Below are 12,531 nucleotides of genomic sequence, written 5' to 3' on the forward strand. Positions count from 1 at the left end.
TGGTGATGGTCGGAGTCAGCCCATCACGTTGCCGCTCGTGCCTGCCGGGGTGCGCAGTCGGGAGAATGTGCCCAGATTCAGCTCGCCTCCCGTGTGCTCGAGCCGAACGCGGACCGGATCGGCATCATGGTCGTGACCGTGCTCGACCGCGTCGATGAGGGCTGCCATGAGCTCACCGACCATCGGTGCGTTCTTGAATTGGTTGCCGCTCGTGCCGACCGCCTGATAGAAGCCGTCCGCATCGGACCGGTCGTAGATGGGCGTCCAATCCGAGGAGACGTCGTAGACGCCGACGACTCCGCGGGCTCGGTTGGGGATCGCGATGTCGGTGAAGCGCTTGGCGGCCCGCAGCGCCTGCGTCTCGAACTGGACGGGGCGAACGCTCATCGACGCATCGTCGGGATCCTCGAGCCATTCCAGCTCGTCGCACTCGGGCTCCGAACCCCCGACGAGAAGCTGATGGCCCACCTCGGCGCGCATATAGGTGCCGATCCCGGCATCGAGGACAGCCGGGATGGGCGTTCCATCGGCACGGACGACGGTTGATTCCGCCGGTAGGGTGTGGACCTCCTGGCGCAGGGGAGTCAGAGAGACACCGTGGTCAGAGCCGACCCCGGCAAGTTCGTTGAGCTTCGCCGACCACGGTCCGGCGGCATTGACCACGACCGCGGCCTCGAGGATTCTGCCGTCGGCGAGTTCAACGGTCCAGGCGGCGCCCGCCGCATCGGTGGGGCCGTTCTGGTCGGTAGGAAGCTCATCGGGGTGGGAACCGTCGTGCGAGGCACGGGCGCTGCTGTGCAGACCGATGACCTGCGAGTTGTAGGAGAACGTGGCGCCGTGGCGCTTGGCGGCACGGACGAAGTTCTCCGTGGCCAGGACCGGGTCCGAGATGTATCCGCCGTCCGGTGTGTACAGGGCTGTCGCGGGCTCTTCGCACTCATCGAGAAATGCCGGATCGTCGGGACGCACCGGCGGGTAGTGGTTCGCGGTGTCGACGCCGGGCAGCTCACGGGCGAGATCCGCGGCGTCCCATTCGGCGAAGGGAATCGCGAGTTCTGTGAAGTCGGAACGGACATTGGCGGGGATCAGCCCGGGAATCTCGATCACGGCCATGCCGGTGCGGATGAAGTCAGCGACCGGCTCCGAGTCGTCTGCCCCCACATGCTCACGCAGGTTCTCCCACACGTGCTTCGCCTCCCACGCCAGGGCGATGGAGTCGCGCAGCGAATAGGTGAAGCGGATGATCGCGCTGGTGGCTCCGGTCGAGCCTTGGGCCGGGCCCGATTTCTTGTCGACGACGGTCACCGAGTATCCGCGTTTGGCCAGGGAATAGGCGATCGATGCGCCCATCACTCCGCTGCCGATGACTATCGCCTTCGCACTCATTGTCTGTCCTTCGCTCGCTTCGTGGATCGGCCTCGGGATCATCGTAGCGAGGTCGGGGCCCGCATCGCTGACTCAGCTCAGCAGCAGAGCACCGCCGAGAGCGATGACCGCGACGATGATCGTGGTCGTGGCCGCGAGTCCGAGCGGACCGGCACCGAGGTTCTTCAGCGCCCGCCACTGGACTCCGCGGCCGAGCGCGAACATCGCCATCGCCAGGCACACGGTCTGGATCCAGCCCAGACCTGAGATCGCGAGCTCGGGCAGCAGCCCGAAGGTGCGCAGGCCCGCCATGGCGAGGAACCCGAGGACGAACAGCGGGACGATGGGCGCCCGCTTCCCGCCCGCAGGCGGTGTGGTCTTCGCAGACGAATGGTCTGACGTGGACCCAGGGGCTGCCTCGGCGGAGGTGATGGTTGTCGACGCCGGCACGGACGACTGCGTGCGGGTCTCCTTCCGGCGCATGATCAGGCTGAGCACAGCCACGGTGGGGGCGAGCATGATGACACGCGAGAGCTTGACGAGCACGGCGACCTGGAGTGCTGCGGGACCGATGATGCCGCCGATCGCGACGACCTGGGCCACCTCGTGGGTCGCGGCTCCGCCCCACATCCCTGCTGTGTGCTGGGACAGTCCGAAGGCCGCGCTCAGGCTCGGGATCACGGCGATCATCAGGGTGCCGAAGAGGATCACGAGCCCGATCGCCGCCGCGACGTCTTCCTTCTTCGACTTCAGCGTCGACTCGATGCCGGCGACCGCGGCGGCACCGCAGATGCCGAAGCCGCAGCCGATGAGCAGCGCCAGATCCGAATCGACCCGGAACGCACGTGCGAGCATGACGCTCGAGACGATGCCGGTCGTGACGACGACGGCAGCGAGGACGAGCACCAGCCAGCTGAGGTCGAGGATGTCACCGAGGATGACCTGCGCGCCGAGGGCCACGATGCCCAGGCGCAGGAGGGGCTTCGCGGCGAAGTCGAGACCGGGGCGGAACGTGTCAGGCAGTTGGGGGAAGACGTTGCCGACGAGGATGCCGAGGACGATGGCGATGAGGAGAGGCGAGAGGACCGACGCGGACATGGATATGGGCCACGCGATGGCGGTGGCCAAGGCGGCCACACCCAGGCCCGGGAGGAGGCGGAGAACGCGATTCATAGATCTCAGTCTCCCAGGCGCAGAGATGGCCCGGTAGACGGCAATCTTCGACCGGTCCATATCGAATTGATATGACACGATGGGGGTATGCAGGATATGAGGAACATGTCGGACTGGCCGGACCTGCCGGCTCTGGGGCTGCTCGTGGCACTGAATGCGAACGCCCGCTCGATCGGGCAGGCCGCCGAGGCACTCGGACTGGCCCAGCCGAATGCCTCCCGCCTGCTGCGCACCCTCGAACGCGAACTCAAGGTGCCGCTGCTGCGTCGCTCACCGCAGGGCAGCCAGCTCACGGTCGAAGGGCAGACCGTGGCCGAGTGGGCGGCGAAGGTCATCGACGCCTACGGCAATCTCAACGCCGGCACCCGTGCCATCCAGGACGCTCGCGCCGGAACCGTGCGTGTGTCCGCCTCGCTGACAGTCGCGGAATATCTGCTGCCCCGATACCTGACCACGTTCAGGTCGGTCCATCCCGACATCGACGTCGGCCTCGCGGTGGAGAACTCGGCCGCCGTTATCGCCGCGGTGCGCGGGCAGCGTTGCGACCTCGGACTCATCGAGTCGATCTCCCTGCCGCGGGGCTTCCCCGCCGAGGTGGTCGGACGTGACCGTCTCATGATCGCGGCCGCCCCGAACTTCTCCGGCGCATGGACCGAACCGATCACCGCCGAGGACTTGGCCGACGTTGCGCTCCTGGTCCGTGAGGTCGGGTCGGGTACCAGGGAGGTCGTCGACGCTGCGCTCGCCGACTTCGGCGGAGCGAGTGTGGCAGGGGAGTACTGGTCGAACTCGGCGCTGAAGATCGCGGCGACGACCGGAGTGGCCCCGGTGGTGCTCTCCGAACTGGCTCTGCGCGATGAGTTCCGGGCTTGGCGACTGGTTGCGCTGCCCGTGGACGAGACCGTGTCCCTCGACCGAGAATTCCATGCCGTGTGGTCGCCCAAGCGCCGACTGTCATCGAGCGCGCGGTTGCTGCTCGACCACCTCGTCAGCGTCCGGGGCTGAGATCTGCCTGCGCCGCCGCCCGATCACCGCATATATTGGAGAGATGACTTCGCGAGAATCCTCTTCAGCTCCCGGCTCAGCCTCCTCTGCAGCAGAATTCGCTCCCGAGACCGTCGTCGTCGACGCGGGACGCCCCGAGCGCGTCCCCGGCGCATCGGTGAATCCGCCCGTCGAGCTGTCCTCGACGTTCATCGGCACCGGTGGACTGCATGACGCCCCGTACGCCTACGGACGGTTCGGGACTCCCGCCTGGGTGCCGTTCGAAGAGGCCTTGGCTGGACTCGAGCATGCTGCTCTGCCGGGATTGGTCTTCGGATCGGGTCTGGCCGCGATTGCCGCGACGCTCAGCCCCGTACCTCGCGGCGGCACCCTCATCATGCCGCGCCACAGTTACCAGGGCTCCCTGGAATCGGCTGCCGAGATCGCCGAGCGCGCTGGATTCGACCTTGTCTCCGTCGACATCGCCGAGACCGACTCCGTCATCACGGCCCTCGACGCGGTTGCCGACGCCGGAGCCGCCTCGGCGATGTTGTGGATCGAATCCCCGACGAACCCGATGATGGAGGTCGCGGACCTGCCCGCCCTCATCACCGCCGCGAAGAAACGTGGAGTGCTCACGGCCATCGACAACACGTTCGCGACGCCGCTCCTGCAGACCCCGCTCGACCTGGGCGCGGACATCGTCGTCCACTCGGTGACAAAGTACCTGGCCGGGCACTCAGACGTCGTCCTCGGCGCCGTCGTGACCAATGACGAAGATCTGCACCAGCGGCTGCACAGCGAACGCGCTCTGCGCGGTGCCATCGCCGGACCCTTCGAGGTCTGGCTGGCGCTGCGCGGACTGCGGACCCTGTCGGTGCGCATGGACCGTGCCCAGTCGAACGCTGCCCGGATCGCCGAGCGTCTCGCCGCTCATCCGGATGTCGTCGAGACGCGGTTCCCCGGCCTGCCGGACGACCCGGGGCATGCTCGGGCTGCTGCGCAGATGAACGGATTCGGCGCCGTCGTCGTCTTCTGCGTCGACTCGGCCCAGAAGGCCACCGCCATCGCCGAGGCGGTCCGTCTGTGGACTCCGGCCACCTCATTGGGCGGCGTGGAATCCCTCATCGAACGCCGACGCCGCCACGCCTCGGAGCCGGAGTCCGTCCCCGAGGGCCTGCTGCGTCTGAGCGTGGGCATCGAACACATCGACGACCTGTGGACCGACCTCGACGCTGCGATCCGCTCGACCGAAACCCTATGACGGACCTCGTCCTCGACCCGCCGCAGCCGGAGGATCTGGACGAGATCTTCGAGATCTACAGCGATCCCCGCGTGTGGACCCATTTCCCCAGCGGACGCATGACCACCAAGGAGGATGCCGAGAATTTCCTCCTGCGCCGGATCGCCGATTGGGAAGTCGACGGACTCGGCACGTGGATCGTCCGCGAAGTCGCCGGTGGTCCGATCCTCGGCAACTGCGGGTGCGCTGTCAGGCGCATCCCCGCCGAGGCGTATTGGAACCTCGGGTACCGATTCCGCCCGGAAACCCAAGGTCGAGGCCTCGCCAGTGCGGTCGCGTGGAAGGCGATCGCCAGGGCGCATGAGGTCAAGCCCGACTTGCCGGTCGTTGCCTACCTCCTCGAGCACAATGTCGCCTCACGGAAGGTCGCCGAGAAGGTGGGGCTGGAGCTCAAACACAGGGCCCCCGATGCAGGCAACCCCGACCCGCAGGCGATGCGTCTGGTCTTCGCAGACCGGGGCCTGAGCGAGAGCGAATTGGCCGCGACCCTGAAGTGATCGGGGTCCGGCGCAGACATGTGACCCAGATCAACTTAACGTGCGTTAAGATCGAGGCGACAGGCCAATAGTCCAGAATCAAGACAGAGGAGTCGCCTTGACTGAGAGCGTTCTCACCGACCTGCGTGATGGGGTCATGACCATCACGATGAACCGTCCCGAAAGTCTCAACGCCTTCACACGGGAGTCGTTCCATGCCGTCGGTGATGCTGTCGCCGAGGCGACCGAGACCGCTCGTGCGGTCGTCATCACCGGCAATGATCGGGCCTTCAGCTCGGGAGCTGACCTGCAGGGCTCGGTCCAGAGCGAAGGCCTCGGACTCGAAGCAGCGAATGCCATCCTCCGTTTGATCGTCGACTCGAAGATCCCGACCATCGCAGCCGTGTCCGGTCCGGCGGCCGGGATCGGCTGCTCGTTGGCCCTGGCGTGCGACTACGTGGTGATGAGCGAGGAGTCCTACCTCATGCTCGCCTTCACGAAGATCGGCCTCATGCCTGACGGCGGAGCCACGGCTCTCGTGGCTGCCTCGGCAGGTCGTCATCGGGCCATGAAGATGGCGCTGACCGCGCAGAAGGTGTGGGGCAAGGAGGCCCTCGAGTGGGGTCTGGCCAGCGAGGTCGTCGCAGCCGGGCAGCAGCTCAGCCGCGCTCAGGAGCTCGCGGCACTCTGGGCCCAGGGCCCGCCGCTGGCCTTCGCTCGTTCGACCGACGCCATCAACAAGGCGACGCTGACCACACTTGACGACGCCTTCGCTCGCGAAGCCGAAGGGCAGGGGAAGCTGCGCAAGACCAAGGACTTCGCCGAGGGCGTTTCCGCATTCATGGCGAAGCGCAGCCCCGACTTCACCGGCGAGTGATCTGAACCGAAGTTTCTAATTGGTAACGGTGGCGCAATTGCTGTGACCGCTGTCACTGCAGCCGCTAGTCTGACATGGAATCACCCGACTATCGGCCTGACGAAGAACCATCCAGTGCGCCGCCTCGGTGACGCACGATCCGATCGTGAACGAACGATTATGACCAAAGGAGTCTCATGCTCACAGGCATCCCATCCACACTCGGCGACAGCTTCCAGCTCAACACCACGACGCTGATTCGCCACGCCTCCCGGTTCTTCGGCGAATCTGAGGTCGTCTACCGTCGATCCGACGGCTCCTGGGGACGGTCGAACTACGCCGAAGAGTACAAGCGCATGGCGCAGCTGGCGCACGGACTGAGTGAACTCGGCGTCGGAGCGGGCTCCATGGTCGGCGTCATCGACTGGAACTCCCGCCGCCACCTTGAGCTGTACTTCTCGGTGCCGGGCATCGCTGCCACGATGCTCCAGCTCAACCTGCGTCTGGCCCCGGAAGACCTCGCCTATGTCGTCAGCCATTCGAAGTCCGACTGGATCTTCGTCGACGAATCGCTGCTGTCTGTCGCAGAGGCGCTGGCCCCGAAGCTCGACGTCAAGGGCTGGGTCGTCATGACCGACAAGCCCTCCTCGGAGATCGAGACGAGCCTTGAGAACGTCGTGTTCTTCGAGGACCTCATCGCGGACAAGCCTGAGACCTACGACTGGCCGGTCGTCGAAGAGACGACCGCCGCCTACGCCGGCTACACGACCGGCACGACGGGTCGGCCCAAGGGCGTCTACTACTCCCACCGCTCGATCTATCTGCACACGATGGGCGGAGTGGCCGCGCTCCAGGCGACCTTCGACGACTGCGTCATGCCGATCACCCCGATGTTCCACGTCCTGTCCTGGGGCTTCCCGCAGAACGCTGTGGCGGCAGGTGCGAAGCTCGTTCTGCCCGGCAAGTTCGCAGCCGAGGAGTTCGGTGCCATCGGTCAGGCCTTCATCGAGGAGAAGGTGACGCTGGCCAACGGTGCGCCCGCGATCTTCGCGCCGATGCTTGCCATGATGAAGAACATGCCCGAACCGCCGGACCTGCGCGGAGTGCGCCTGGTCTCGGGGTCGTCCGAGCCGCCGCTGTCGATGATGCGCGGCTTCAAAGAGGTCACCGGCGCCGAGGTCATCCACGGTTACGGTGCCACCGAGACCACTCCGCTGGCCACGACGAACTGGCGGATCAAACCCGGCACGGACATGACCGACGAGGAGAAGTGGGACTTCAAGCGCTACCAGGGCCTGCCGATCATCGGCGTCGAGCTCAAAGTCGTCGACCCTTCCGGTGAGGAGATGCCCCACGACGGCACGTCGATGGGCGAGGTCCTCATGCGCGGACCGTGGATCACCGAGTCCTACTACCAGCTTCCGGACAATGCCGATCGGTTCCTCGACGGCTGGTGGCGTTCGGGTGATGTCGGCGTCATCTATCCCAATGGGTACCTCAAGCTCACCGACCGTCTCAAGGACGTCATCAAGTCCGGTGGCGAGTGGATCTCCTCGATCGACATGGAGAACGCGATGCTCGACAACCCTGACGTCAAGGAGGCTGCCGTCATCGGCGTGCCGGACGAGAAGTGGCAGGAGCGTCCCGTGGCCTACGTCGTTGCCAATGACGGCGCCGAGGTGACCCGCGAGGCCGTCATCGCAACGTTGGGTGAGCGTTTCGCCAAGTGGCAGCTGCCCGACGAGGTCATCGTCACCGATGAACTCCCGCGCACTTCTGTCGGCAAGCTCGACAAGAAGATGCTGCGCAAGAACTGGGACGAGAAGTAGGAGTCGAGCAGACTCTCCCGGCAGGTGCCCCAGGCCACGTTCCTCTCACAGGAGGAGCAGGCCGAGGGCACCTGCTGCTATCACGGCGGCCCAGGCAGGAATCTTCCACTCGGTTTGGGCGAGGAACACAGCCGCCGCGATCGCCAGTGACATGGGCGACGTGACGCCCTGGACGAACACCGGATCGTAGAGAGCTGCAGCCAGGAGTCCGACGACGGCGGCACTGACCCCGACGAGGACACGGCGAACGAGCACTCGCTGACGCAGTGACTCCCAGAACGGCAGAACTCCGATGGTCAAAAGCGCTGCCGGCAGGAAGATGGCCGTCAGCGCGATCGCCGCACCGAGGATGCCCGTCGGCCCGCTCGTCGTCGACGCGCCGAGGAACGCAGCGAAGGTGAAGAGCGGCCCGGGCACTGCCTGCGCCGCGCCGTACCCGGCGAGGAACGCATCATGTCCGACGAGTCCCGTGCGCACGGTCTCTGCTTCGAGAAGAGGCAGGACGACGTGGCCACCGCCGAAGACGAGGGCACCGGACCGGTAGAAGACGTCGATGAGGCGCAGCGTGGGATCGCCGGACCCGGCGACAGCGATCGGCAGGCCGATGAGCAGAATTCCGCAGAGAACGAGTGAGATGACGCCCGTTCTGCGTGTGACCGGGACGGAGAGACCGCGGATCGTCGTCTCTGGCCGTTCAAGGGTCTCAGTATCCGACTGCGACTTGCCGGTCCGTCCGCCGCGGACCCAGACCGCGCCGAGGAAGCCGCCGATCGCAATGGCGATGATCTGAATTACCGGAGAGGGGATGAGGAGGACGAGGATCATTGCGACAACGGCGATCGTTGCCCGCTTCGCATCGGGTGCGAGAGTCTTCGCCATGCCCATCACAGCACCAGCGACGACGGCCACTGCAGCAGCCTTCAGCCCCGCCAGCAGGCCTTCGCTCACCGCGTCGCCGAACGACGCGAGGCCCAGCGCCAGGACGGTGAGCACAATGGCCGAGGGCAGAGTGAACCCGACCCAGGCAGCGATGAGCCCTCTGATGCCCGCTCGGTGCAGACCGATGGCCATTCCCACCTGGCTCGAGGCCGGGCCCGGAAGGAACTGGCACAACGCGATCAGGTCCGCGTACGCCTCGTCGTCGAACCAGCGGCGGCGTTGGACGAACCTGTCGCGGAAGTAGCCCAGATGGGCCACGGGGCCGCCGAACGAGGTCAGCCCCAAACGGAGGAATTCGCCGAAGACCTCACGGGCCGATCCGACGTGGGGGCTCTCCTGCGCCGACTGGATGCTCTCACTCATGGCCCCGCCTCGAAAGTGTCATGCGCTCCAGTCAACAGAGCGATGATGACGGGGAGGTGAACTTCCAGAGCGGGGCACACTCAGGGCCTGACGGCGGGGAAGTGCGGCTGCGCGCTGCGCTCCAAGGGACGACTGCGGACCTAGTGATTATCGATGCGCCAAATAGGCAGGGCGGTCTGTTGCCAATGAACGCACTCATGGCCTCTGACGCAGTCGTGTATGCAGCCAACGCGAGTGAGGACGGAGTTGATGGCATCGATGGAGCATCACAAACTCTGGCCACATTCGCCCGGTCTCAACAACTAAGAGGAAGCACAATCGTCCCTCTGGAACTCGGTGCGATCATGACCGCAGTATCCGACACCATCCAGCCGAAAGTGGAGAAGCATTCCCTCGATTATGTCATCGATCAAGGTCTGGCACTTACTCCATTCGTTCCGAAAAGGGAGGCCGTCCGCCAAGCTCGCGTCAATGGCGAATGGTACGGGGGAGACAACTACAACCGTGCAAGTGTTGTTGTCGACGCATACGATCAACTGCTTACAACCATCATCGAAAGGATGAACGCTCACCATGGCTGAACTCAGACCGCGCCAACGCAAAGTCCGCCCAGCACCAGAAGAGGCACCAGTCGGAGCTCTCGGCGCACAGGCAACTACCGCCTCAAATGAGATTGCACCGGCCTCTGACAAGAAATACCCGATCCCGCATGACCTGGAATGGACACGGACCAAGACCATGCGGATGACTGGTGCTCACGAGGAACTTCTCAACGAATTGAAGTTCCGGGAAGGTCTGAAAATCCAAGAAGCAGTGTGGTACGCCATCGAACATACATACCGCAATAAATAAAGCCAGAAATATTTATTGCTTGCAATAAAGTGAATGGTGCGATCGACATCTACATCCTCACACGCTGCTCGAAATGTCGGTCCACTAAGGTGGCTTTGACTACCAAAGGACAGATCGAGGGCAAAGACAGGGTTGAGCACGATCTGTCCCTACCTGAGAACGAGGATGCCCGGAGATGGGTGATGGAAGACCTCGGCTATCAAGAGGCTCCCATCGTTGTTGTCAACGAGGAGAACCATTGGTCGGGATTTCGGCCCGATAAGATCCTGGCCCTGAAAGGAAAGGAGTTCGGATTATGACACAGGACAATGACTCGGCTTACAGAGCTGAATATGATCGGCTCTGGAGCCAGGCAGTTACAACACTGACCGCAGCCGCGCGACTTGAACACGACAGGTATGGCACCGTCGACTTCGCCGACTTCCTTGCAGCAGCGCTCCGAGCCACAGCGGCAAACCTCGGAGATCCACACACCCTCACTGCTGGACGCCCTGGTTCATTGGAATCCGTGGCCCTCAGCGAACTCCTCCACGGAGCCGTCGGACTAAACTCCACTATGTTCGACCTCGCCCAATACCGGACCGAACCAATCCAGGTCACCCTCAACGTCGCAGAACTCGTTATGGGTGAAGAAGGAGCCCCTGGTGCTCCCAAATCCTATGATGACGCCGTATATGAAGCTGGGGATGACGACCTCGCAACGGAGATCTCTCATCAGTATGTTGAGGCCTATAGTGCCTACGCTGAACGATTCACAGCAGCGGTCCAAGCCGAGGCTGAGAAGTATCCCGGAGTCTCTGACCTCGTCACAGTCATTGTTGACGCCAACATCATCGCCGCGGGTACCATGGACGGCCCTGGCCTAGAGAACCCTAGCGAAGGGGACAGCGAACCTCTCGTCTGGCACTTTTGGTCGACCGCGCGGGAGTCAATCGGTATGCCGGTAGTCCCACAGGCAATGTCAAGCACCGGGTTTCATAGAGGGTGTTTTTCTTGGTTTCTTAGGCAGCCACGGGTTCGCTGCCACTGCCTTCGATCCACTCTCGGTGAACCTCGAACGGCGGCCGGTATCCAATCGCCGAATGCAATCGTCGCCGGTTGTACCAGCCGATCCATTTCGACGTCTCGGCCATGACCTCAATCAACCCCGACCACTGGCGACGATCGATCAATTCAGCCTTATAAACCGAGTTCAGGGCCTCAGCCATAGCATTGTCGTACGAGTCCCCACGGGACCCCACCGACGCCACGATCTCCGATTCAGCAAGTGTCTCGCCATAGCGAATCGATCGGAATTGAACGCCCCGATCGCTGTGGTGGACAAGCCCCGAGACGTCTTCGCCAGCCCGAAATTTAGCTGCCAGAGCCATCGTCAACGCGTCCCTGGCCAAGGACTCGCGCATATGGTTCGTCACCTGCCAGCCCACGATCTCCCGATGGAACACGTCGAGGATGAACGTCGTGTATACCCACCCAGACCGCGTCGGCACGTACGTTATGTCAGCGACCCAGAGACAGTTCGGCCTCCGGGCGGCGAACTCGCGTTCGACGAGATCCTCCGGACATTCCTCGGCCCTGGCCGAGGCCGTCTTCGGACGCTTCCGCCTCCGCCGGATCCCGTCGATGCCCAGCTGGCGCATCAACCGCTCAATGGTGCACCGGGCGATGTTCCCGAACCGGTCGGCGTACTCACGGTTGATCGCCTTCCACATTTTGCGTACCCCGTAACACGAGTAGTTTGCCTCGTAGACGTCTTTGATGACGGCCAATAGTTCTTGGTCCCGAAGAGTCCGGGCTGAAGGTTCGCGCAACTTGTACGCGTAATACGAGCTCACAGCAATACGGGCGGCAGTCCCCTTCAGGGCGCGCACGATTGGCTCGATTCCAAACTCGTGTCTGTTCTCGTCGATGAAGTCAACGATCACTTTGATGGGCGGTCGAGCTCCGCCGCGAAGAAAGCCGACGCCTTCTTCAGGATCTCGTTCGCCCGTCTGGCTTCAGTCAGCTCGGCTCTCAGCCGGCGGTTTTCAGTTTCAAGGTCGACTGACTCCGTCGGTGTGGCCCTCCCTGAGTCCTTGTGCTTGCGCACCCAGACTCGCAAGGTTTCTTTGCTGAGTCCGAGTTCGCTCGCGACGCGGGTGATTGCCCCACTTGCAGTATCGGGATCGGCTTGAGCATGTATGACGAGTTCGACGGCACGAGCCTTGAGTTCGTCGGTGTACTTCACTGGCACGAGAGAATCTCCTTCTTCCAATCTCCCTGCCTCTATTATCCCCGGAGCGATTCACCTCTTCAACTGAACAACGTGGCCCGCAGGACAACAATTCATCGCAGGAGGGTTAGGCGCCTCGCCGTGGCCACCAGCAAGTTTGCTGAGTCCGGCCTAGGATG

General features: G+C 63.8%; 13 protein-coding genes and 1 other annotated feature. Of the genes, 8 read left to right on the plus strand and 5 right to left on the minus strand.

The window, feature by feature from the left end:
• Window positions 1–15 precede the first annotated feature (15 nt).
• Window positions 16–1,386: an FAD-dependent oxidoreductase gene (locus MPN20_RS02435; RefSeq protein ID WP_242779095.1), complete on the minus strand. Its 1,371-nt coding sequence runs from the start codon at window positions 1,384–1,386 to the stop codon at window positions 16–18.
• Between the two features lie 72 nt (window positions 1,387–1,458).
• Complete coding sequence (locus MPN20_RS02440; protein ID WP_242779097.1) at window positions 1,459–2,538, minus strand: putative sulfate exporter family transporter; 1,080 nt, start codon at window positions 2,536–2,538, stop codon at window positions 1,459–1,461.
• A gap of 87 nt (window positions 2,539–2,625) precedes the next feature.
• Between MPN20_RS02440 and MPN20_RS02445 the strand changes: the two genes are divergently transcribed.
• From MPN20_RS02445 to MPN20_RS02465, 5 genes are all read left to right on the plus strand, one after another.
• Window positions 2,626–3,543 (plus strand): LysR family transcriptional regulator, encoded by a 918-nt coding sequence (locus MPN20_RS02445; RefSeq protein WP_242779099.1) that lies wholly within the window; start codon window positions 2,626–2,628, stop codon window positions 3,541–3,543.
• Window positions 3,544–3,586: 43 nt separating this feature from the next.
• Window positions 3,587–4,786 (plus strand): PLP-dependent aspartate aminotransferase family protein, encoded by a 1,200-nt coding sequence (locus MPN20_RS02450; protein WP_242779101.1) that lies wholly within the window; start codon window positions 3,587–3,589, stop codon window positions 4,784–4,786.
• Window positions 4,783–5,322, plus strand: a complete 540-nt coding sequence (locus MPN20_RS02455; RefSeq protein ID WP_242779103.1) for a GNAT family N-acetyltransferase — start codon at window positions 4,783–4,785, stop codon at window positions 5,320–5,322. The genes MPN20_RS02450 and MPN20_RS02455 overlap by 4 nt, the downstream gene beginning before the upstream one ends.
• Before the next feature lie 97 nt (window positions 5,323–5,419).
• Window positions 5,420–6,178, plus strand: coding sequence for an enoyl-CoA hydratase (locus MPN20_RS02460; RefSeq protein ID WP_242779105.1), 759 nt, complete (start codon window positions 5,420–5,422; stop codon window positions 6,176–6,178).
• A 176-nt stretch (window positions 6,179–6,354) separates the two neighbouring features.
• Window positions 6,355–7,986, plus strand: coding sequence for a long-chain-fatty-acid--CoA ligase (locus MPN20_RS02465; RefSeq protein WP_242779107.1), 1,632 nt, complete (start codon window positions 6,355–6,357; stop codon window positions 7,984–7,986).
• Between the two features lie 45 nt (window positions 7,987–8,031).
• On the opposite strand, the gene chrA is transcribed toward MPN20_RS02465, so the two are convergent.
• Window positions 8,032–9,288, minus strand: coding sequence for a chromate efflux transporter (gene chrA / locus MPN20_RS02470; protein WP_242779109.1), 1,257 nt, complete (start codon window positions 9,286–9,288; stop codon window positions 8,032–8,034).
• A 197-nt stretch (window positions 9,289–9,485) separates the two neighbouring features.
• On the opposite strand from chrA, the gene MPN20_RS02475 reads away from it, so the two are divergent.
• The 3 genes from MPN20_RS02475 (at window position 9,486) to MPN20_RS02485 (ending at window position 10,439) form a co-directional block, all read left to right on the plus strand.
• The gene (locus MPN20_RS02475) at window positions 9,486–9,869 is read left to right on the plus strand and encodes a hypothetical protein (protein WP_242779111.1); all 384 of its coding nucleotides are present in this window, start codon (window positions 9,486–9,488) and stop codon (window positions 9,867–9,869) included.
• On the plus strand, window positions 9,862–10,140 hold the full coding sequence (locus MPN20_RS02480; RefSeq protein ID WP_242779114.1) for a hypothetical protein: 279 nt from the start codon (window positions 9,862–9,864) through the stop codon (window positions 10,138–10,140). The genes MPN20_RS02475 and MPN20_RS02480 overlap by 8 nt, the downstream gene beginning before the upstream one ends.
• Window positions 10,141–10,235: 95 nt before the next feature.
• Window positions 10,236–10,439: a hypothetical protein gene (locus MPN20_RS02485; RefSeq protein WP_242779117.1), complete on the plus strand. Its 204-nt coding sequence runs from the start codon at window positions 10,236–10,238 to the stop codon at window positions 10,437–10,439.
• Between the two features lie 702 nt (window positions 10,440–11,141).
• Here MPN20_RS02485 and MPN20_RS02490 read toward each other — a convergent pair.
• Both MPN20_RS02490 and MPN20_RS02495 read right to left on the minus strand, forming a co-directional pair.
• Window positions 11,142–12,065, minus strand: coding sequence for an IS3 family transposase (locus tag MPN20_RS02490; protein ID WP_242779120.1), 924 nt, complete (start codon window positions 12,063–12,065; stop codon window positions 11,142–11,144).
• Window positions 11,987–12,101 (minus strand) — a sequence feature (AL1L pseudoknot). (Overlaps the previous gene by 79 nt.)
• Entirely contained in the window at window positions 12,062–12,373 is a 312-nt protein-coding gene (locus tag MPN20_RS02495) for a transposase (RefSeq protein WP_242779123.1), read from the minus strand. It overlaps the preceding feature by 40 nt. Before MPN20_RS02495 ends, MPN20_RS02490 begins: the two co-directional genes overlap by 4 nt.
• Window positions 12,374–12,531 lie beyond the last annotated feature (158 nt).

Source organism: Brevibacterium sp. ZH18, assembly GCF_022748595.1.
Lineage (GTDB): Bacteria > Actinomycetota > Actinomycetes > Actinomycetales > Brevibacteriaceae > Brevibacterium.

What these genes read in the sequence shown, in the direction of transcription:
- MPN20_RS02455 (WP_242779103.1), top strand. Translation starts at nt 4,783, where the DNA reads ATGACGGACCTCGTCCTCGACCCGCCGCAGCCGGAGGATCTGGACGAG.
- MPN20_RS02450 (WP_242779101.1), top strand. Translation starts at nt 3,587, where the DNA reads ATGACTTCGCGAGAATCCTCTTCAGCTCCCGGCTCAGCCTCCTCTGCA.
- MPN20_RS02480 (WP_242779114.1), top strand. Translation starts at nt 9,862, where the DNA reads ATGGCTGAACTCAGACCGCGCCAACGCAAAGTCCGCCCAGCACCAGAA.
- MPN20_RS02465 (WP_242779107.1), top strand. Translation starts at nt 6,355, where the DNA reads ATGCTCACAGGCATCCCATCCACACTCGGCGACAGCTTCCAGCTCAAC.
- chrA (WP_242779109.1), bottom strand. Translation starts at nt 9,288, where the DNA reads ATGAGTGAGAGCATCCAGTCGGCGCAGGAGAGCCCCCACGTCGGATCG.
- MPN20_RS02445 (WP_242779099.1), top strand. Translation starts at nt 2,626, where the DNA reads ATGCAGGATATGAGGAACATGTCGGACTGGCCGGACCTGCCGGCTCTG.
- MPN20_RS02475 (WP_242779111.1), top strand. Translation starts at nt 9,486, where the DNA reads ATGGCCTCTGACGCAGTCGTGTATGCAGCCAACGCGAGTGAGGACGGA.
- MPN20_RS02435 (WP_242779095.1), bottom strand. Translation starts at nt 1,386, where the DNA reads ATGAGTGCGAAGGCGATAGTCATCGGCAGCGGAGTGATGGGCGCATCG.
- MPN20_RS02440 (WP_242779097.1), bottom strand. Translation starts at nt 2,538, where the DNA reads ATGAATCGCGTTCTCCGCCTCCTCCCGGGCCTGGGTGTGGCCGCCTTG.